We start from the raw sequence: 20,196 nt of genomic DNA, 5'->3' as shown, positions 1-20,196 counted from the left end.
AGACCGCGTCACGACCAGCGCATCGCATAGACCGACGCGAGGAGCGCGCTGGCCGGGGACCGCAGCGCCACCCGCAGGGCGAGGTTGCGTGCCGCGAGCCGCGTGCCGTCGACAGGACGCCCGAGAGCCATGTTCATCTCGGCCTGCCGGGCGGCCCGACGCGCACTGGCGGACCGGCTGCGGTCATACCGGCGCAGAGCCGCGCCGTTCGTCGCGCCGGTGCGCGCGGCCTCGACGAGCACCGGCGCGAGCATCGCCGCGTCGAGCCAGCCGAGGTTCATCCCTTGGCCGCCGATCGGGCTGATCTCGTGGGCAGCATCGCCAGCGAGGACGACCCGTCCCTCGACCATCCGTGACGCGAACCGGCGACGGACGCCGAACGCGCTGAGCATGGAGACGCTCGACGCGTCGATCGGGTGTCCCGTGCGCTCGGTGACGAGGTCTGCGAGCCAGGAGGCGCTGGGCTCGGCGGGGTGCGGGGTGTGCGCGACGAACCGTCGGACACCTCCCGGCAGCGGGAACGACTCGACGACCCCCTCCGGCTCGAGGTGGATCGACGCGGATGAGCTGGGGCGGGCATCGACGAAGTCGCCCATGACATAGGTGTCGGGATAGTCCCGGACGGGAGCGTCGATCCCGAGCAGGTCTCGTACGACGCTGCGTGCACCGTCGGCGCCGACGACATAGTGTGCCGTCGTGTCGATCGTCCGGCGGTCGTCGGTGCCGGGTCCGGCCAGAACTGTGCCGGTGACCCGGACGCGGTCGTGCGTCTGGGTGAGACCGGTGATCTCCGCACCGCGGACCAGCGCGCCGGGTGCGAGGGCCGTGAGGCGCTCGGTGAGCAGGGACTCGGTCCGGAACTGCGGCAGAGCCGCGACGAACGGGTAGCGCGGGTGGGCTCGGGCGAATGACACCTCCCCGAGGACAGACCTGCGGCACGAGGCGACGCCCTGCCCGATCGCGACGGCCTCGCGCAGGACGGGCTCGGCGACACCGATGCGGTCGAGCGCGTCGAGCGCGGGCCCGTGGATGCCGATGGCACGCGAGAGCAGCGCTGGTGACCGGCGTTTCTCCCACACGGTGACGTCGAGGCCGGCGTCAGCGAGCAGCGTCGCGAGGAAGAGCCCTACCGGGCCGCCGCCGACGACGAGCACGTCATGCACGCGGGGTGCCGTCCCTGCCGGGCGACCAGTGCAGGATGACTCGGAAGGGCACGGTCGTCGTGACGCGCCACCGGGTGTCGGCGCCGGCGGCGAGCACCGCCGACCGGAGCTCAGCAGCCTGGTAGCTGCGCCGGACGGACAGTGCTCCGTCGTGGTGGATGAACGACCGCCGACCGAGCGGGATGGTCGCGGCACGGAAGGCGCCGTAGGCGAGCGTGCCGCGTGCGATGTCGTTGTGCACGACGAGTCGGCGGGCGAGGGCCTCGCTGTCGGCGAGGAGGGTGGTCAGCCCCGCACCGTCGAGGTGGTGGAGCACGTGGTTGGACGTGACGAGGTCGAACCGGTCGCCGGCAGCGACGAGGTCGGTGCTCAGGGCCCGGCGGAACGTCAGTCCGCGGAGAGGAGGCAGCGCGGAGGCGTACGCGTGGGCTCGCTCGTCTGGGTCGACAGCCGTGATGTCGAGGCGCAGACGGTCCTGTGCGGCCCATCGTGCGATCGCACGGGGGACGTCCCCGCCGCCGGAACCGACGTCGAGCATCGTCGTGGGACGGGTGCGCGAGAGCAGGGGACGGAGCTGGCGGACGTAGACGTGTCGCCACCCGGCCACGACACGGTTGACCGGCCGGAAGAGGGCGTACGTGCGGCGCAGCGTGTCGAGGTCGCACCCCGGGTCGTCCATGAGCTCGTGGGCGTGGACCTCCCGGTCCGTGAGGTCGGGGGCGAGCGGAGGGCGGGGGAGAGCGGTCGCGGTCGTCCTGCTCACTCGCCGTCCTCGCTCTCGTCGACGACACGGTGCGTGAGGAGTGCCGTCTCGACCGTGAGGCCGGGGCCGAACGCCATCGCGCACACGCGTTCTCCTCCGGCGCCGGGGTCCTGGTCGTGGAGCACGTGCCGCAGGACGAAGAGGATCGTGGCGCTCGACATGTTCCCGTAGGTGCGCAGCGTCTCCCGCGACGGGTCGAGCTGGTCGTCTGAGAGGTCGAGCGTGCTCTGCACCTTGTCGAGGATGCTGCGCCCGCCGGGATGGATCGCCCAGCGGGGGATCGAGCCGTACGGCTGGTCTGCGAGCCCGGGAACGCTCGCCAGGAGAGGAGCGAGCGCACCGGCGATGTGCTCCTCGATGATGTGGGGGACGTACCGGCTGAGCACCATCTCGAAGCCGTGGTCACCGATGGTCCATGCCATGTCTTTCTCCCCGACCGGGGTGAGGACCGTCTCGAACGCGTCGAGGTCGAGGACCGCTTCTCCGGCTGGAGCAGGGCGAGCGGTGACGACCGCGGCGGCAGCGCCGTCGGCGAAGACCGATGAGGCGACGATCGTGTCCGGGTCGTTCGAGGACGCCAGGTGCAACGAGCACAGCTCGACGCACACGACCAGCACGACCGCGTCCGGCTCGGCGAGACAGAACGACCGGGCGGCACGCAGCGCGGGGAACGCGCCGTAGCACCCCATGAAGCCCAGGTGATAGCGCTGCGTCGAGGGCCGCAGACCGAGGCCGCGCACGATCGCGTAGTCGGGGCCGGGCGCGAAGAACCCGGTGCACGAGACGGTGACGACGTGGGTGACGTCGTCGGCGTCGAGGTCCGGGACCGCGTCGAGGGCGGTGCGGGCCGCTGCGAGGAAGAGCGCGGGCGACCGGTCGGTATAGACGTCGTTGCGCGTCCCGGTGCTCGGGGACAGGATCTCGCCGCTCGCGGAGTCGTAGAAGACAGGAGGCTCGCTGTCCGTGCGCGGCAGCCCCGCCGAGGCGTGATCGAGCTCGTCGACGACGGTGTGACGCGTCTCGATCCCGGACACGTCGAACGCAGCGCGCACCAGACGACCACCGAGCCGGTTGAGGTCAGGCTGCCCCGCGAACACGTCCCGGATCTCGTCTTGGCGCAGCACGGTCGGCGGGACAGCGGTCTCGATGGAACGGATGGTGATGGGCATACGCGACTGTAACGAGCGACTCCTGTCCTCGCTCGGTGGCGAAGGCCCTACGCCGTCACGCTGTCGTCGTCGAGGTCGTGCTGCTCGTCGATCGCCGGCACGTCGTCGGACTCCTGGTTCGACGCGTTCCACTCCGTGACGATGGTCCAGCCCACCGCCGCGATCGGGACGGACAAGAGCGCCCCGACGATGCCCGCGAGGATGGTCCCGACCGTGAGCGCGAGAAGGATGACGAGAGGGTGGAGCGACAGCGCCTTGCCGATGACGACAGGCGCGAGGAAGTCGCCCTCGAGCTGGTTGACCGCGATGACGACCACGATGACGATGAGCGCCGTCACCGGTCCGTTCGCCACGAGCGCCACGAGGGCAGCGAGGATACCGGCGACGGTCGCGCCGATGAGCGGGACGAACGCCCCGAGGAAGACGATCGTCGCCAACGACAGCGCGAGCGGCACCCCGAGGATGAGCAGCGCAGCCCCGATGACGACCGTGTCGACGAGCGCCACGAGCGCCGTCCCACGCACGTACCCGCCGAGGACGCGCACGGAGTGCAGACCGATCCGCTCGGCTCGTTTCTCGTGCCGCGCGTCGAGCGGGCGCAGGAAGAACTCGAAGATCCGACGACCGTCCTTGAGCAAGAAGAAGAGGATGACTGCACCGAGGAGCAGTCCGGTGAGGACCTCTGCCGCTGCCGTCGCCCCGGCGAGCGCTCCGTTCTGGACGCTCTCGCTCCCGAGCAGGTCCTGCGCGGACTCGCGTGCCTCCGTGATCTGCGCGTCGCTCAACCCCAGCGGCCCGTCTGTGAGGAACGTCTGCAGCTCGTCGAGCCCCTCGGTCGCGGACGCGACGAGCTGCTCGGACTCGTCACGGATGTTGCGCCACACGAGCCACAGGGTGAGGCCGAGCGTCCCGAGCCCCGTGATCATCGCTGCCCACGTCGCCAGCGCAGCAGGCAGGCCCTTGCGCTTGAGGAACGTCACGACAGGGCTGACGGCGGCGGCGACGATGGTCGCGACGAGCACCGGGATGACGACGAGCTTGAGCTGGACGAGCGCGTAGACGACGCACCCGGCCAGCGTCAGGACGATGAGCGACTGGGCGCTGCGGACCGCCGTCCGGCCGAACGAGTCGGCCCACAGGGATCGGGAAGGACGGGTCTGCTGCACACCTGGCTGTTCCATGCGGGCAGATTACGGGAGGCCGGTCGCGGCGGCATCCGGAACAGGGCGCGCCCTGTGGCTCCTCGGCGCGTCACACCGGGGTCCGCTCGACGCTCCCGTCGTCGCTCGTCGGGGCTCGGCGCGCCCGGCGTGCATCGAGGGCAGCCATCGCCGGCGTCGCCAGCGCACCGTGCACGACGATCGACCCGACGACGACGAGCCCGACGATCGCCCACAGGTCCCGAGCGTCGGGGAACGGCGCCGAGTGCAGCGCGTACGCCACGTAGTACAACGACCCCACACCGCGCACCCCGAAGAACGCGATGACCCCACGCTCCCGCGGGCCGGTCTTCCCCCGAGAGAGCCCGATCCACCCGGCGACCGGGCGGACCACGAGGATCACCGCGGCGGCGACGCCCACCTCGCGCCACCCGATGCCGGAGAGCAGACCGCGCGACACCGCACCTCCGAGCAGGACGAGAACGACCACGGTCAGCAGCCGCTCGATCTGCTCGACGAAGCTGTGCAGCACGGCGTGGTACCCGTGCGCACGCTCCGCCGCCCGGATGCTGCACGCGCACACGAACACCGCGACGAAGCCGTACCCTTCCGCGAGCTCTGTCGCCCCGTACGCGAGGAACGTCGCTGCCAGAGCCACGAATCCCTCCGCGGACTCCGTCAGGCGCAGCCGCTCGGAGACGGTCGAGAAGAAGAGCTTTCCGAACAGCCACCCCACCGCCAGGCCGCCGAGCACACCGACCCCGAGACGCCACACCACGTCGACGAGCAACCAGTGCCCCAGCCACCCGTCCGGCGCGACCCCGGCCACCGCGATCCCGATCGCCGCGTACGTGAAGGGGAACGCCAGACCGTCGTTGAGGCCGGCCTCCGACGTCAGCGCGAAGCGCGCCTCGTCGTCCACAGCGTCGGGACGAGCCACCGGCTCGCTCACCTGGACCTCTGTCGCGAGCACCGGGTCGGTCGGGGCGAGCACGGCGGCGAGCAGCACCGCGCTCGCCGCCCCGACGCCGAGAGCCGCCCACCCGAGCAGCCCGACGGCGAGCATCGACAGCGGCATGGTGATCCCGAGCAGGCGCCACGTGGTCGACCAGCGTCGCCAGCCGACCGGCCGGTTGAGGGCGAGACCTGCGCCCATGAGGGAGAGGATCACGCACACCTCCGTGAGGTGCAGCGCGAGGTCGTCGTGCACGAGCGGGTCCGGGTTCGGGAGCTGAGGCAGCAGTGCAAAACCGACCATCCCGGCGGCAAGAAACACCATGGGCACCGACACGGGGACCCGTCCGAGGATCCGTGGCAGGAGCGCGGCCGCGAGCGTCGCGAGCCCGACAGCGAGAAAGAGCAGGCCGCCGCCGTCAGCCTCCAGGCTCACTGCGCCGTCTGCGCGTCGCGGCCGGACGCGCTGCCCTGTGCGGCGCGCGCGATGATGTTCTTCGCCATCGACGGGAAGATCAGCCCGTGGAACGGGAAGATGGCCCACCAGTAGAGCTTGCCTGCGAGACCCCGAGGCATGTAGATCGCTCGTTGCCGGTAGATCGTCCCGCCCGAGTCGGACGGCTCGGCGGTCAGCTCTAGCCATGCTCCGCCCGGCACCTTCATCTCGGCACGCAGGCGCAAGAGCCGGCCGCGCTCGAGCCGCTCGACGCGCCACCAGTCCACCGCGTCACCGACGACCAGCCGGCTCGCGTTGCGCCGTCCCCGGTTGTGCCCCGCGCCACCGAGCAGCTTGTCCGCCACGCCGCGCACGACCCAGGCCGCCGGGAGCGAGTACCAGCCGTTGTCCCCACCGATGCCTTCGATGACGTCCCACACCTTCTCGGGTGCGACGTCCGTCGACCTCGACCTGTCGTCCACGTACACCGTGCGGCCAGCCCACTCCGGGTCGCTCGGCAGCGGCTCGTACGGCTTGCCCGACGATGCGCTCGACCACGAGGTCTCGACCTCGCCGTCCTCCATCTTGCCCAGCGCGAGCCGCACCGCCGACCGGTAGTCGGTCAAGGCTTCCGGCGGCTGGGGGACGAGCTCGTCGATGTCGTGCTCGTCCGTCACCGCGTCGTGCTGCAACGACTGCACGAGCGGGACAGCCATCGAGTGCGGGATCGGCGTGACGAGCGCCACCCACCATCCGGCCAGCCGTGGTGCTGGTATAGGCAACGCGTAGATCTTGCGCCACGGCAGCCCGGCCTCCCGTGCGTATCCGTACATGAGGGCTGCGTAGGTGAGCACCTCTCGCGACCCCAGGTCGAACGTCCGGTTCACGTCGCCCGGGATCTGCGGAGCCTGCACGAGGTAGTGCACGACGTCACGGATCGCGATCGGCTCGATGAGGTTCGTCACCCAGCTCGGAGCGGGCATGAGCGGCAGGTTCTCGGTGAGGTGCCGGATCATCTCGAACGACGCCGACCCTGACCCGATGACCACGCCTGCCTGGTAGACCACCGCGGGAACAGGTCCGTCCAGCAGCACCTGGCCCACCGCGGTGCGCGAGCGCATGTGCGTCGAGAGCTCGACTCCGTCCGGGTGGAGACCGCCGATGTACACGACCCGTTCGACACCCGCGTCGGCAGCGGCACGCGCGACGAGGCGCGCCGTCCGCTGCTCCGTCTCCTCGAAGTCGCTGCCTGATCCCATCGAGTGCACGAGGTAGTAGAACGTGTGCACCCCCGCGCACGCCGCGGTCGTGTCCTCGACAGACGTCAGGTCGCCCTCGACCACCTCGACCTCGTCGCGCCACGGCACGGCCGCCAGCTTGGCCGGTGTGCGGACCAGGACCCGTACCCGGAAGCCCGCGGCGAGCAGCCGAGGCACGAGCCGCCCTCCGATGTAGCCGGTCGCACCTGTGACGAGGACGAGCGGAGCAGAGGTTCCGGGCAGGGTCGTCGTCGTGTCTGCTGAAGTCATCGACCGAGCGTACGAGCGCAGGCAGCCGCCCGCGCGAGGAACGACCCTCCGGCTCAGCCGGCGCTCACGGTCGGTGCCGTGCCACGCACGACAGCAGCGATGGTCTCGACCGCCGGGCGCAGCTGACCGAACGACGTCGCATAGACGGCGTCGCTGCGCCGGTACGGATCGACGACGTCGTCGTCGTCGGGACGGACGATGGGCAGCGTGGCGCGGCTCGCTGCGGCGAGGGGCAGGAGCGCGACGAAGCGCTCGGCAGCGCTGCCTGCGGGAAGGGCCTCGGGTCCCACTGCCGCAGCGAGCCGCGCCAGCTCGCGGAGCGTGAACGTCCGACGGACGGCGCCGGGCCAGAGGTCGACGACCCGTGAACGGTGGGCGCGGGTCAGCGCCAGGATCACGTCGCTCTCGCGCAGGAACTGCTCGGTGAGCTGCCGGGCGGCGAACGCGTCGGCAGACCCGCCCGCGGCAGAGAGCAGGGCAGCCATCGGGGAGGGGATGCTCGCGTCGACGAGTGCTCCCGTCCCGGCGCTCGAGACGGTGATCCCGGAGTCCGTGCCGAGCCGCGCGGCCAGCAGACGCTCGGCGGCGGGGGAGCGGCACACGTTGCCGGTGCACACGGTGAGGACGGTGAAAGGGCTGGTCATGACGGTTCTCCTCAGGAACGGGATCGGTCAGGGACAGTCTGCCCTGACCGACCCCGTCGCACTGCGGTGCGTCCTGCGACCGCGAGAGCAGTCAGGCGTGGTCGCTCGACGGCCGCGTGCGCGGCGACGTCTCGGTGCGCTGGCTGCCGTCGGCGGCGCTGAGCACGGAGTCGACCGACGACCGGTGGTCGGCGTCAGCCATGCGCCGCGGGACGTCCCCCGACCCGGCGGTCCCGCTGGGCTTGCCCTGGTCCGGACGAGCCGAGCGCTTCTCCTCGCCCTTCGCGCCCCGGTTCTTCTTCTTGGCGTCTGTGCTGTCGTGATCCACGGGCGTGTAGTCGTAGTAGGCGTACGCGTCGCTCGGAGTCCGCACCGCGCGGTTGAGCACCAGACCGAGCACCCGCGCGCCGACGTTCTCCAGCGAAGCCATGGACTCCGCGAGCTGGTGGCGGTCGAGGGTGTCCGCCCCGACGACCACGAGCGCCCCGCCAGCGAGCCTAGAGAGGATCGCCGCATCGGTGACCGGCAGCAAGGGCGGTGCGTCGACGAGGACCACGTCGTACTCGGCGGCGAGAGAGTCGAGCAGCGTGGACATGGACGTCGAACCGAGAAGCTCGCTGGGGTTGGGAGGCACCTGACCCGAGGGCAGCACGTGAAGGTTCCCGTCGCCCCAGGGCTGGACAACCTCGGCGACCGTGGCCCGTCCGATGAGGACTGTGGTGAGCCCCACATTTCCTTCGAGGCCCATGTACCGGGCGACGGAAGGGCGCCGCAGGTCGGCGTCCACGAGGACGACGCGCGAGCCCGCGTCGGCGAGCGTCATCGCAAGATTGATCGCGGTCGTGGACTTTCCCTCTCCAGGCAGCGACGACGTGACCACGATGGTGCCAGGACGCCCGTCGACGTCGAGGAACTGCAGGTTGGTGCGCAGCCGGCGGAACGCCTCGGCCCGCTGGCTGTGGGGGTGCGTCTGGACGATGAGCGGGTGGCTCGGTGCGTCGGGGTCGAACGCGATCGACGCGATGATGGAGCTGCTCGTGACCTGTTTCACATCGGACTCATCGCGGATGCGCGTGTCGAGCAGGTGCCGCACCACGGCGATACCGACGCCGACCGCAAGGCCCAGCGCCAGGCCGAGCGCCAGGTTGAGACGCGTGTTCGGCGTCGCGGTGAAGCGCGGGACGGTCGCGGTGCGCACGGAGCTGATCTGAACCGGGGAGACCCCGTCTGCGCGGCTCTCCAGGGCGCTGACCTCGGTAGACAGGCTCTCTGCGGTGGCGTTCGCGATCGAGCTCGCGAGCTCCGCGTCGTCGTTCGTCGCCGTGATGTTGATGAGCACGGTGTCGATCGGAGAGTCGGCCGAGACGCTGTTCGCAAGGGCTTCTGGCGTGGTGTCGAGGCCGAGCTCGTCGATCACCGGGATGAGGACCCGAGGACTCGTGACGAGCGCGGTGTACGACTTGACCTGCTTCTGCGTGAAGCTGCTGCCCTGGAGCAGGTCAGACGAGGTCTCACCGGTCATGACCGAGACGAACACCTGAGACCGAGCCTTGTACGTCGGCGTGGCCAACAGTGTTGCTGCGGCTCCGACAGCGATTCCTAAGGCCGTGACCAGTGCGATTGTTATCCACCGCTTGCGAAGCACCGCGAGATAGTCCTGAAGTTCCACGAATTCCCCCTGCATTGACTGTGATGTAAAGCAATCCGGCTTCCACCATGCTCTCATGTGTGGCACCGTTAGCGTTGTCCAAAGTACCTCAGGAAGGGGACATGACGGCACTACGGTGACGAATCCGAGTACTCAGTACTCATCAGACATTTCGGACTCGCGATGATCGACGGCGAGTAGATAGAGCGCACCATGCATCGGCGCTCGCAGGGGGGTATCGATGTCATCAGTCATGCATCGGAGGAAGTCGGGTACTGCCGTACCGGCTGAGCTTCGCCCAGGGCACGACCGTGCCGGGGACAACGAGCAGCACGAGGGCTCGACGACGTCAGCAGGCGTCGTCGCTCCTCGATGGTGGGTGCAGTACGCGACACGCGTGCTCATCACCGACGCGGCGGCGATCTACATCGCCGTCTTCACGGCGTACGTCATCCGGTTCGACGCGGACGGCTCGGCTCGGGTGGGTGGCAGCTTTGCCCCCAGCTACCTCGTCGTCTCGATCGTGCTCATGTGGGCATGGATCGCTGCGCTCGTGGTCGGGCGCAGCCAGGACCGGCGTGTCGTGGGCACCGGACCCGCGGAATATCAACGAGTTGTGTCCTGGACGTGGCGCTTGTTCGCGACCGTCGCAGTCATCGCCTACCTCCTGCGGATGGACATCGGCCGTGGTTATCTGGCGATCGCACTGCCGCTCGGCCTCGGTCTCCTGCTCGTCGGCAGGCTCTTCTGGCGCCACTGGCTGCGCCGTCGACGTGCTCATGGCGGGGCTCAGTTCAAGGTTCTCGTCGTCGGCCACCGTGCCAAGGCGGAGATCTTCGCGCGCGACCTCCAGGACAAGACGGAAGCCGGTTTCGGCGTCGTCGGGCTCTGCGTCCCCGAGTCTGAGACCGGTCCGGACACCGTCGCGGGCGTCCCGGTCCTCGGCGCGATGACCGACGCAGCCTCCATCGCACAGCGCCTCGGCGTCGACGCGGTGACCGTCGTCGGGTCCGACTCGATGACTTCCGAGACCGTCCGGACGCTCGGTTGGGACCTCGAGGGGACCGGGATCGATCTCGCGCTCACGGTCGCTCTGCGTGATGTGGCTGGTCCGCGCGTCATTACGCGACCGGTCAACGGTCTTCCGCTCGTCTATGTCGACGAACCGCATTTCACTGGCTTCAAGTATGTGATGAAGACACTATTTGATTTCGTGGGTGCGCTGCTCATCACATTGGTGCTCTCACCGGTTCTCGTGGCCATCGCGCTGCTCGTGAAATTTACCAGCCCTGGGGCCATCTTTTACCGTCAGGAACGCATCGGCGTCGGCGGAAAGACCTTTGGGATGCTCAAGTTCCGCTCCATGGTCGCGGACGCGCACCTGCGCCTCGACGAGGTGCTGGCAGCCGAGGGCATCGAGGAGGTGGGCCTCTTCTACAAGCCCAAGAACGACCCGCGCGTGACGAAGGTGGGCCGGGTGCTGCGCAAGTACTCCCTCGACGAGCTGCCGCAGCTCTTCAACGTGCTGCTGGGCACGATGAGCCTCGTCGGTCCTCGCCCGCAGATCGACCGCGAGGTGGCGCTGTACGACCGCAAGGCTCACCGACGCCTGCTCGTCAAGCCTGGGCTCACGGGCCTGTGGCAGACGTCGGGCCGCTCGGAGCTGAGTCCCGAGGAGGGCATCCGGATGGACGTGTACTACGTCGAGAACTGGACGCTCATCGGTGACGTCATGATCCTGCTGCGCACCGCGCGAGCAGTCGTCGCGTCCGACGGCGCGTACTGACCATGGGCATCACGAGACGTCGTCCCGGCGCGCTGGGACCGAACGAGAGGCGACCGCTCCGATGAAGATCCTTCATGTGACCGAGTGCACCGGTGGCGGGGTCCTGCGAGCAGCCGTCATGGCGGCGCGAGCGGCACCCGAGCACACGCACGTGCTGTGCTCGCCGCTCACAGCAGACCAGGCCCCCGACGACTTCGACGAGGTCCGTACGCTCCCGGAGTCGTTGGTGGCCCGGATCCTCGCCGTCCGCCGAGAGGTCCGCTCGATCGCGCCCGACGTCGTGTTCGCCCACTCGTCGTGGGCCGGCATCTACACGCGTGCGCTGCCGTCACCTGTCCCGATCGTCTACCAGCCGCACTGCTACGTCTTCGAGGACCCGGCCCGCCCGGCTGCGCTGCGGGTTGCCTACCGTCTCGTCGAGACGGCGCTCGCACCACGCTCGACGGTCACGGTCGCTCTCACGCCCCACGAGGCGGCGCTCGCACGCTCGACGGGAGCTGTCGACGTCGAGCACGTCCCGAACGCCGCGACGGTCAGCCGGCCCGCGTCTTCTGGGGCGGGGGAGCTCGCTCCCAGGCGCACCGTGGTCATGGTCGGGCGCATCTCCCCGCAGAAGGACCCTGGGCTGTTCGCCGAGATCGCCCGGCGCACGCGCGCCCTCGACCCGAGCATCACGTTCCGGTGGATCGGCGACGGGGACGCTGAGCAGCGCAACGAGCTCGAGGCTGCCGGCGTCCAGGTCACCGGCTGGGTCGGCGACGCCGATCTCGTCGACCTGCTCGGAGGCGCTGCGCTGTATGTCCACACTGCCGCCTACGAGGGGTTCCCGCTGAGCGTCCTCGACGCGGCCGCCCTGCGTGTACCGACCGTCGTGCGCGCCATCGCGGCGACCGCGCACACCCGGCTGGCGTCGTTCGACGATGCAGCCCAAGCCGTCCACATCATCCGCCGGGCTCTCGACGACCCCGACGCACGAGCAACGATCCTCGCACTGACGTGCGAGCTCGAGGAGAGCATGAATCCCGAAGAGCACCGCGAGAGCCTCGCCCGGACCTACGACCAGGCGGTGTCCGCCGCCCGACGCCCTGGAACCCCCGGCCGCCCGCGCAGAGCGATCATCCTGCACGGCTACAGCGCCGCGAACCGCGGCGACGGCCTCCTCGTCGAGCTCGCCCTCGACATCGTGCGCAGCGCACTGGGAGAGGACGTCGAGATCACCGTCGCGGCGAACCACCCGGACAGCTTCCACGGCATGGGTGTGCGCGTCCTCGACTCCGGCCTGCGACGCACGGGGTACCGGCGCGCCTACCTCAAGACGCTGCGCCACCTCGGCGACTTCGACCTCGTCGTCGGCGTCGGGGGCGGCTACCTGCGGTTCGGTCACCTGGTCGAGTCCCTCAAGGCGGGGCTGATCCACGGTCCGCAGCTGTTCGCCGCAGCCCGGACCAAGGCGCCGACCGTGTACCTGCCGCAGTCGATCGGTCCGCTGCGCCTCGGCTCGCGTCCTGCGATGCGCCGGCTCTTGCGCTCGGTGGACGTCGTCTTCGCCCGCGACGACCGGACCGTCGCCGAGCTCGCGCTGCCGAACGTGGTGCGCACCTCCGACCTCGCCCTCGGCGAGATCACGAGCGATGGCCGCGACGCGGCCCGCCTGACGCCCGACGCCGCGCCGATCCTCTCCGTGCGGCACGTCGACGGCGGCATCCCTGCCCCGCTCGCCGACCTCGCGCGCCGGATGGGCACCTTCGACGGGTACGTCCAGAGCACCGCGGGCAAGAACGACGACCGCCCCGCGATGGCATCGATGCATCCCCGCACGACGCTGGGCTTCGACGACCTCATGGTCCCGTCCGACGACGGAGGCGTCCGCGTCATCGTCGCCGTCCGCATGCACGCGGCGCTCATGGCGCTCAAGGCTGGGCACTACGTCATCCACCTGTCCTACGAGCGCAAGGGCTTCGCGGCCTTCGCCGACCTCGGCCTCGCTGAGTTCGTCCACAATGTCCGGCGCTTCGACCCGGCGCTCGTGCAGCGCCAGGTCACGGCGCTCCTCGAGGACGAGGACGAGCGACGACGCTACGACGCGCTGCTCGTCGGCGCGACGTCCCAGTACGCCTCGCGCTCAGCCGAGGTCGCCAGCGCCGTCGCCGCGCTCGTCCCCGCGACGGTGGTCGCCCCATGAGCGCCGTCACCGTGATCATCGCGGCCTACGAGGCCGGGAGCACCATCGAGCGGGCCATCGCGTCGACAGCAGGCGTGGCCGACCGCGTCATCGTCGTCGACGACGGCAGCACAGACGACACCGGTGCGGTCGCAGCCCGGTGCGGCGCGCACGTCATCCGCCAGGACAACGCCGGCGCGGCCTCTGCCCGCCTGCGCGGTCTGGACGCGTGCGACACCGACCTCCTGGTGTTCCTCGACGCAGACGACAGCCTCTGCGCCCCCGGCGTGCGCCGCTCGGTGGAGATCATCGACGCCGACCCGACCCTCGCGGCGGTCGCCGGGAGCGTCGTGGCGGTCTACCCGGACGGCCACCGTTCCCTGCGCTCCCTCTACGGGACCCCGGGGCAGCCGGTGACGACCGCAGACCTCCTCCAGCGAGGCGTCGGCCCGTGGCCGCCCGCCGCCCAGGTGGTCCGCCGCAGCGCCCTGCTCGCGTCCCAGGTCGCCGAGCCGCCCGCCCTGCGCCCCCGGTACGCGGAAGACTACGAGACCGTCATCCGGCTCTCGCGCGTCGGCGGCATCGTCCAGCACGACACGCCAGCGTGCGAGTACAGCATCTTCGTCGGCAAGGCATCACGCTCTGCGCAGACCGCTCTCGAGTGCAAGGAAGCCATCCGGCGCCACTACGCCGACGCCGACGGGATCGACATCACGTCGATGACACAGCGGGCGATCCGCGGCGGGGCCGCCATGATGGGCGCCCGCACCAGCGTCGCCCACCGCCGGTACCTCGACGCAGCGCGCCGTGGCGCCCTCGGCATCAGCCTCAAGGCGATCGACCGCATCGAGCAGCGCGTCACCGGCACACACCGCGCCGCAGGCGCGAGCGCACCCGCCTCCGACGACACGGACCGTCCGCTCGTCGTCGTCCCCTGGCTCGAGGGCGGGGGAGCGCAGTACGCGCTCGCGTCCGTCCTCGCCGACGTCGGGGCAGGCACCGCCGACGTCGTCGTGCTCTTCGGCGGCTGCCGCGACTTCGAGTCCGTCGCCGAGCGCAGCCACCGCTTCATCATGCTCGACGCCCCCCGCACACCCCTCGGCGTCTTCCAGGCCGCCCAGCGTGTGCGCCCCGTCCTGCACGGACGCACGCGGATCTACTCCCTCATGCGCGGCAGCCACCTCGTGCTCGGCCTCGCGCTCCGAGCGATCCCTCGCGACGCCCACCTCGCCGCAAGCTTCCACCAGCTGCCCTCCACCGACGACGCAGACCGCCTCGGAGCCCTCGAGAACATCCTCGTGCGCCGGTACACCCGCCGCTGCGAGCTCGTCACCACTCCCTCTGAGCGGGCCGTCGAGGAGATCCGCGACCGCCGCTTCGCCGTCCAGGGCGCCGCCCGCGCCGAAGCCAACCTCATCGCCGCGTCCGGCCCCGCCGCACCCCCGCGCGCCACCCTCGACGACGGCCACCTCCGGCTCCTGCTCGCCGGCCGCCTCACCGAGCAGAAGGGCCTCGACCGCATCGTCGAGATCCTCGACGCCGTCGAGCACCCCGTCACCCTGCACGTCGCCGGCGACGGACCGCTGCGCGAGACGCTGCTCGCCGACCTCTCACGCGTCGCCGACCGGCACGACGTCCGCTACCTCGGACGCACCGACGGGCTCGACGAGCAGCTCGACTGGTGCGACGCCGTCCTCATGCCCAGCCGGTACGAGCTCAACCCCATCGTCGTGTGGGAAGCCTGGGCGCGCGGCCGCCCCGTCGTCTCCTCCCGGCTCTCCGTCTTCAGCGACCTCGCCGCGCTCGGCCCCGTCGAGCCCGCCGGAACGCCCCAGGAGTGGCGCGACGCGATCGCTCGCCTCACCGACGCCGACCACCGCACCGCACAGCACGCCCGCGCGCTCGCGGCATTCGCCGGACGGGAGCGCTCGAGCGACCTCGCCGCGTTCTTGCGCGGCACGCTCACCGCGACGACCGTAGGAGCCTCGGCATGACCGGGCCCCGCGTGGTGGAGTCGTGGCCCGCTCGCCAGAACCGGGCCAAGAACCCGTTCCAGGCGCTCCTCACCGAAGGGCTCGAGCGTCAGGGCTGGGTCGTGCGGGAGTTCAACCTCAAGCGTTCCCCTTTTCGTCGGGCAGACGTGTGGCACTGGCACTGGCCCGACGCGCAGTTCTCCCGCAAGGGCACCGTCCGTGCGCGGGTGCGCTCGCTCATGCTCCGTACCCTGCTCCTGCTCGCTCGTGCCCGAGGGACCAGGGTCGTGTGGACCGTGCACAACTTCGCCAACCACGAAGGCAACAACGCCGAGGTCGAGGCGCGCTTCTTCGCTCACCTCCAGAAGGTCGTCTCCGGCGTGCACTTCATGTCCGAGGCGTCGCGCACCGAGGCGTACGAGCGGCTCCCGTACCTGGCGCAGCGGCCGTACGTGGTGCTTCCGCACGGGCACTACCGGGACGTCGTCACCCCGTCGCCGCGCGCTGCGGCCCGTGAGCGCCTCGACCTGCGCGGGGCCGGGGTCCTCTTCGCGTTCGTCGGGCAGATCCGTCGGTACAAGGGTGTGGGGCAGCTGCTCGACGCCTTCGCTGGGGTGCAGTCTCGATCAGCGCACCTGCTCGTCGCTGGGTCGGTGAAGGACGACAGCGCGCCCTACCTCCAGGAGAGCGCCGACACCGACGACCGGGTCCAGCTCGTGCTGCGCTACCTCGAGGACGAGGAGATGTCGACGATGGTCAGCGCAGCAGACGTCGTGGTGCTCCCGTACGAGAAGGTCACGAACTCGGGCAGCGCGCTGCTCGCCCTGTCGCTGGACCGCCCGGTCCTCGTGCCGCGGACCGAGACGTTCGTCGAGCTCCAGGCGATGGTCGGGTCCCGCTGGGTCGTCATCTACGACGCACCGCTGACGCCCGAGGTCCTCGAGGAGACGGCTGCGTGGGCGCGCGAGCAGCCCGAGGAGCACGCCGACCTCTCGGCGCTCGACTGGTCGACGCTGGGGCGGTCCATGACGCGCTGGTACGCGCAGCTCGTGGACGGACGCAGCGAGCAGGCCAACCATGGATCCTAAGCTCGTCCTCCTGGTCGTCGGGGCCGTCGCCGTCATGTGCGTCGTGCTCACGATGGGCCGCTACCGGTTCGCTGTCGCCGCCCTCTTCGTGGCGCTGACGTTCCTGCCCGTGCGCCTCCTGGGCTTCGGCGACGTGCCGTTCGGCTGGACCGTGGGCGTGAGCAGCGCGGTCCCGGCACTGACGACGTACAACACCCTGCTCCTGGGGTTCGCTCTCGTCCTGCTCGTCGAGCGCAAGCTGCCCCGGTCAGCCCGCTTCGCCGTGCCCGTCGTCGTCTTCTGCGGCTTCGGCGCGCTCGTGCTGTGGCCTGCGTCGCCCAACGTGTCCTCCGGTCTCCTGCACGTCCTGGCGTGCGCCTGCGCGTGGGCTGTGGGCCTCCACCTCGGGGCGCGTCTGGACCCGGACGGGGCCTCGGGCCGGTTCGTCGCGCTCGTCCTGCTCCTCGTGGCGTGCGTCCTGGGCCTGAGCGTCGCGTCCCAGCTCGCCTCCGGCGCGGGGGACGTCGAGCGCGCGAGCGGGTTGTTCGGCCACCCGGCCACGCTCGGAAAGCTCGGCGTGATCTTCCTCGGTCTGCTCCTGCCGCTGAGCCGCTCCACCGCCGGGCGCACGCGAGCCATGAGCTATGCCGCGGCCCTCGTGCTCTTCGCGATGACCGGACCGACGCTCAGCCGCGCCAACATCCTCGCCATGGTCGTCGTCATCCTCGCGTGGGCGCTGCTCCTGCCCTCGACGCGCAACCTCGGCAAGAAGATCCTCCTGCCGCTGGGGACAGTCGCCGTGTTCGTCCCCGTGCTCGACAGCCTCCTCACGCGCTTCGCCGTCGACAGCGAGGGCGGAGACCGCCCCGAGCTCCTCGCAGCGGGATACCGGCAGATCGCTGCACAGCCGTGGACCGGCACCGGGCCGAACAACTACGTCACGGCCGTCGGCGGGCACGAGCCCATCGTCGCCCTCACCGGCTACCCGGTGCACAACATGTTCCTCCTCACGGCAGCCGAGCTCGGGATCGTCGGCGCAGCCTTCTTCTTCCTCCCGTTCGTGTACGCGCTCGGCGTCGCGCTGCGCAGGGTCCGCACCGACGGACAGGTCGGCGACCACGCACGGGGGATCCTCGTCCTGCTCCTCGGCATCACCGTCGTCGGCCTCAGCGGGTGGGCAGTCGTGCAGCAGCCGGTCGCCGAGACGCTCTTCCTCGTCTGCGGGGTGCTCCTCGGCCAGGTCCAGCGCACACGCCCGGTCGTCGACGACGCACCCGCCACGTCCACGGTCTCGTCCCCCGGGGCAGCGCGCACGACGACGCCGGCACGCGCCGCCCGCCCCGTGCCACGAGGAGCCCGACCATGACCCTCTCCAAGACCGCCGTCCGCGGCGCCGTCGCCACCATCGGCGGCCAGTGGCTCAAGTTCATGATCCAGACCTTGGGCATCGTCATCCTCTCCCGCCTGCTGACCCCAGACGACTTCGGCCTCTACGCCATGGTCATGGCGGTCGTCGGCATCGCCCTGCTCCTCGGTGACTTCGGCCTGTCCCTCGCCTCCATCCAGGCCGAGGAGGTCAACGGCGCCGAACGCACCAACATCTTCTGGACCAACGTCCTCATCGGGCTCGTCAGCGCCACCGTCGTCTTCTTCGCAGCAGACCTCATCGCCGACTTCTACGACGCACCCGAGCTCGCGAACGTCGTCCGGCTCCTGTCCACCGTGTTCATCCTCCAGGCCGCCAAGGCACAGTTCGCCGCCAACGCCTCCCGCGACTTCCGGTTCAAGCTCCTCGCCTGGGTCGACGTCGGCTCACAAGGACTCGCCCTGACCGCAGCCGTCACCGGCGCAGTCCTCGGCATCGGCGTCTGGAGCCTCGTCCTGCAGCAGCTCGTCGCGGCCGCCGCCGCGCTCGTCTGGCTCACCCTCGCCTCGACATGGCACCCCGGGCTCCCACGCCGCCGCACGAGCATCCGTCGCTTCGTCGCCTTCGGCACCAACACGATGGGCGTCCAGGTCGTCAACTACGTCAGCGCCAACATCGACTCCGTCCTCCTCGGACGCAGCTTCGGATCCTTCGACGTCGGCCTCTACGACCGCGCCTACCAGCTCTTCCGGCTCCCGCTCCAGCAGATCGCCGCACCCATGACACGCGTCGCCCTGCCCGTCCTGTCCCGGGTGAGCGACCCCCGCCTCTTCGAGTCCTACATCGTGCGCGCCCAGATGATCCTCACCTACGGGCTCGGCGGCGCCTTCGCTGTCGCCGTGGCCGTCGCCTACCCGCTCCTCGAGCTCGTCCTCGGCCCCGGGTGGGGACTCACCCCCCTGCTCTTCTCGATCCTCGCCGTCGGCGGGATCTTCCAGACGATGGGCTACGTCTACTACTGGATCTTCCTCGCCAAGAACAAGACAGCCCTCCAGCTGAAGTTCTCCGTCATCACCCGCCTGTTCATGATCGGCCTCATCGTCCTGGGCCTGCGCTGGGGCGTCGTCGGAGTCGCCACCGCCGTCGCAGCAGGCCTCGCCGTCAACTGGCTCGTCCTGTCCATCTGGGCCGTCCCACGCGCCGGCATCCCCACCAAAGCCCTCGTCCTGTGCGCAGCACGACCCCTGACGATCTTTGCCGTCATGGTCGTCGTCGCACGCGGCGCCGCACACCTCCTCGAGACCTACCTCGGCCCGGTCCTCGAGCTCACCGCACTTCTCGGGGTGTGCGCGCTCGTCGTCGCACTCGCCGTCGCCGCCGTCCCCGCTGTGCGCCGCGACCTGCGCAGCGTCGTCTCAACACTCCGGAAAGGTCTACGCCGATGAGACCCGTCAAGCTCGTGCACTGGAACCCCCGCGAGACCCGCACCGGCGGGAGCCTCGGCAGGCTCACCGCCACGGGACCGCGCAAAGACAACTTCGGCGACCTCCTCGGCCCCTACGTCGTCGAGAAGGTCGTCCGCACCACCCGAGGGCTCACGTCCTACCCCGTGCCGCGCCGGCTGCCCCCAGGACGCAGCCCCCGCACCGGGCACCTCCTGACCATCGGTTCCGTCATGCACTTCGCCCGCACAGGCGACACCGTCTGGGGAACGGGCGTCAACGGCAAGATCGCCCCCGACGTCTACCGCTTCACCTCCCTCGACGTCCGCGCCGTCCGAGGCCTGCACACCCAGAAGTTCCTCACCGAACGCGGCATCGACGTCCCCGACGTCTACGGAGACCCAGCGCTCCTCCTCCCGCACCTCGACCCCAGGGTCACAGCATGGGCAGCAGACAAGCGCCACACGCTCGCCGTCATCCCGAACCTCAACGAGGTCGACGACTGGAAGGACCACCCCGCCTTCGTCGACCCCCGCGGACCGCTCGACCACGTCATCGAGCGCCTCGCCCGCAGCGAACGCGTCGTCTCCTCCTCCCTCCACGGCCTCGTCATCTCCGAGGCCCTCGACATCCCCGTCGCCCTCGTCCGCTCCCGCGCCGAACCGTCGTTCAAGTACGACGACTACTTCTCCGGCACAGGACGCACAGACGTACACACGTTCGACGACCTCGACACCGCGCTCGCAGCCCGGACCGTGCCGGCCGAGATGTCCTGGGACCCGGCGCCGCTCCTTGAGGCGTTCCCGTGGGACCTGTGGCCCGCACGGACCGCACGGACCGCGCAGGCGACAGCCTGACCACCCGGGCGACCAGCCCTTCAGACCACGTCGGTGCCCGCCGGTCGGCAGGCACCCACGCACGCAAGACGAACCACC

At 70.4% G+C, this 20,196-nt stretch carries 15 protein-coding genes; 7 read left to right on the top strand and 8 right to left on the bottom strand.

Going from position 1 to position 20,196, the window contains the following annotated elements:
- Positions 1-8: 8 nt before the first annotated feature.
- The 8 genes from ATL42_RS05200 to ATL42_RS05165 form a co-directional block, all read right to left on the bottom strand.
- The gene (locus tag ATL42_RS05200; RefSeq protein WP_098454436.1) at positions 9-1,163 is read right to left on the bottom strand and encodes an FAD-dependent oxidoreductase; all 1,155 of its coding nucleotides are present in this window, start codon (positions 1,161-1,163) and stop codon (positions 9-11) included.
- Complete coding sequence (locus ATL42_RS05195) at positions 1,156-1,926, bottom strand: class I SAM-dependent methyltransferase (protein WP_245862153.1); 771 nt, start codon at positions 1,924-1,926, stop codon at positions 1,156-1,158. The genes ATL42_RS05200 and ATL42_RS05195 overlap by 8 nt, the downstream gene beginning before the upstream one ends.
- Complete coding sequence (locus ATL42_RS05190) at positions 1,923-3,227, bottom strand: type III polyketide synthase (protein ID WP_281254272.1); 1,305 nt, start codon at positions 3,225-3,227, stop codon at positions 1,923-1,925. Before ATL42_RS05190 ends, ATL42_RS05195 begins: the two co-directional genes overlap by 4 nt.
- Positions 3,143-4,276: an AI-2E family transporter gene (locus tag ATL42_RS05185; protein WP_098454434.1), complete on the bottom strand. Its 1,134-nt coding sequence runs from the start codon at positions 4,274-4,276 to the stop codon at positions 3,143-3,145. Before ATL42_RS05185 ends, ATL42_RS05190 begins: the two co-directional genes overlap by 85 nt.
- 70 nt (positions 4,277-4,346) lie before the next feature.
- Positions 4,347-5,645: a cation:proton antiporter gene (locus ATL42_RS05180; RefSeq protein ID WP_245862149.1), complete on the bottom strand. Its 1,299-nt coding sequence runs from the start codon at positions 5,643-5,645 to the stop codon at positions 4,347-4,349.
- Complete coding sequence (locus ATL42_RS05175; RefSeq protein ID WP_098454433.1) at positions 5,642-7,174, bottom strand: SDR family oxidoreductase; 1,533 nt, start codon at positions 7,172-7,174, stop codon at positions 5,642-5,644. Before ATL42_RS05175 ends, ATL42_RS05180 begins: the two co-directional genes overlap by 4 nt.
- Positions 7,175-7,227: 53 nt before the next feature.
- Positions 7,228-7,818, bottom strand: a complete 591-nt coding sequence (locus tag ATL42_RS05170; RefSeq protein WP_098454432.1) for an arsenate reductase/protein-tyrosine-phosphatase family protein — start codon at positions 7,816-7,818, stop codon at positions 7,228-7,230.
- Between the two features lie 91 nt (positions 7,819-7,909).
- On the bottom strand, positions 7,910-9,487 hold the full coding sequence (locus tag ATL42_RS05165; RefSeq protein WP_098456353.1) for a tyrosine-protein kinase domain-containing protein: 1,578 nt from the start codon (positions 9,485-9,487) through the stop codon (positions 7,910-7,912).
- Positions 9,488-9,719: 232 nt separating this feature from the next.
- On the opposite strand from ATL42_RS05165, the gene ATL42_RS05160 reads away from it, so the two are divergent.
- The 7 genes from ATL42_RS05160 (at position 9,720) to ATL42_RS05130 (ending at position 20,118) form a co-directional block, all read left to right on the top strand.
- Positions 9,720-11,252: a sugar transferase gene (locus tag ATL42_RS05160; protein ID WP_098454431.1), complete on the top strand. Its 1,533-nt coding sequence runs from the start codon at positions 9,720-9,722 to the stop codon at positions 11,250-11,252.
- A 61-nt stretch (positions 11,253-11,313) separates the two neighbouring features.
- Complete coding sequence (locus ATL42_RS05155) at positions 11,314-13,434, top strand: polysaccharide pyruvyl transferase family protein (protein WP_098454430.1); 2,121 nt, start codon at positions 11,314-11,316, stop codon at positions 13,432-13,434.
- Complete coding sequence (locus tag ATL42_RS05150; RefSeq protein WP_098454429.1) at positions 13,431-15,407, top strand: glycosyltransferase; 1,977 nt, start codon at positions 13,431-13,433, stop codon at positions 15,405-15,407. Before ATL42_RS05155 ends, ATL42_RS05150 begins: the two co-directional genes overlap by 4 nt.
- Positions 15,404-16,474, top strand: a complete 1,071-nt coding sequence (locus ATL42_RS05145) for a glycosyltransferase (protein ID WP_098454428.1) — start codon at positions 15,404-15,406, stop codon at positions 16,472-16,474. Before ATL42_RS05150 ends, ATL42_RS05145 begins: the two co-directional genes overlap by 4 nt.
- On the top strand, positions 16,464-17,819 hold the full coding sequence (locus ATL42_RS05140; protein ID WP_098454427.1) for an O-antigen ligase family protein: 1,356 nt from the start codon (positions 16,464-16,466) through the stop codon (positions 17,817-17,819). The genes ATL42_RS05145 and ATL42_RS05140 overlap by 11 nt, the downstream gene beginning before the upstream one ends.
- Positions 17,816-19,264: a lipopolysaccharide biosynthesis protein gene (locus tag ATL42_RS05135; protein ID WP_098454426.1), complete on the top strand. Its 1,449-nt coding sequence runs from the start codon at positions 17,816-17,818 to the stop codon at positions 19,262-19,264. The genes ATL42_RS05140 and ATL42_RS05135 overlap by 4 nt, the downstream gene beginning before the upstream one ends.
- Positions 19,261-20,118: a polysaccharide pyruvyl transferase family protein gene (locus ATL42_RS05130; protein ID WP_098454425.1), complete on the top strand. Its 858-nt coding sequence runs from the start codon at positions 19,261-19,263 to the stop codon at positions 20,116-20,118. The genes ATL42_RS05135 and ATL42_RS05130 overlap by 4 nt, the downstream gene beginning before the upstream one ends.
- Positions 20,119-20,196: the final 78 nt, after the last annotated feature.

It is taken from the genome of Sanguibacter antarcticus, assembly GCF_002564005.1.
Lineage (GTDB): Bacteria > Actinomycetota > Actinomycetes > Actinomycetales > Cellulomonadaceae > Sanguibacter > Sanguibacter antarcticus.
Note: the sequence above shows the minus strand (reverse complement) of the source record. Positions and strands in the feature narration are given on the sequence as shown.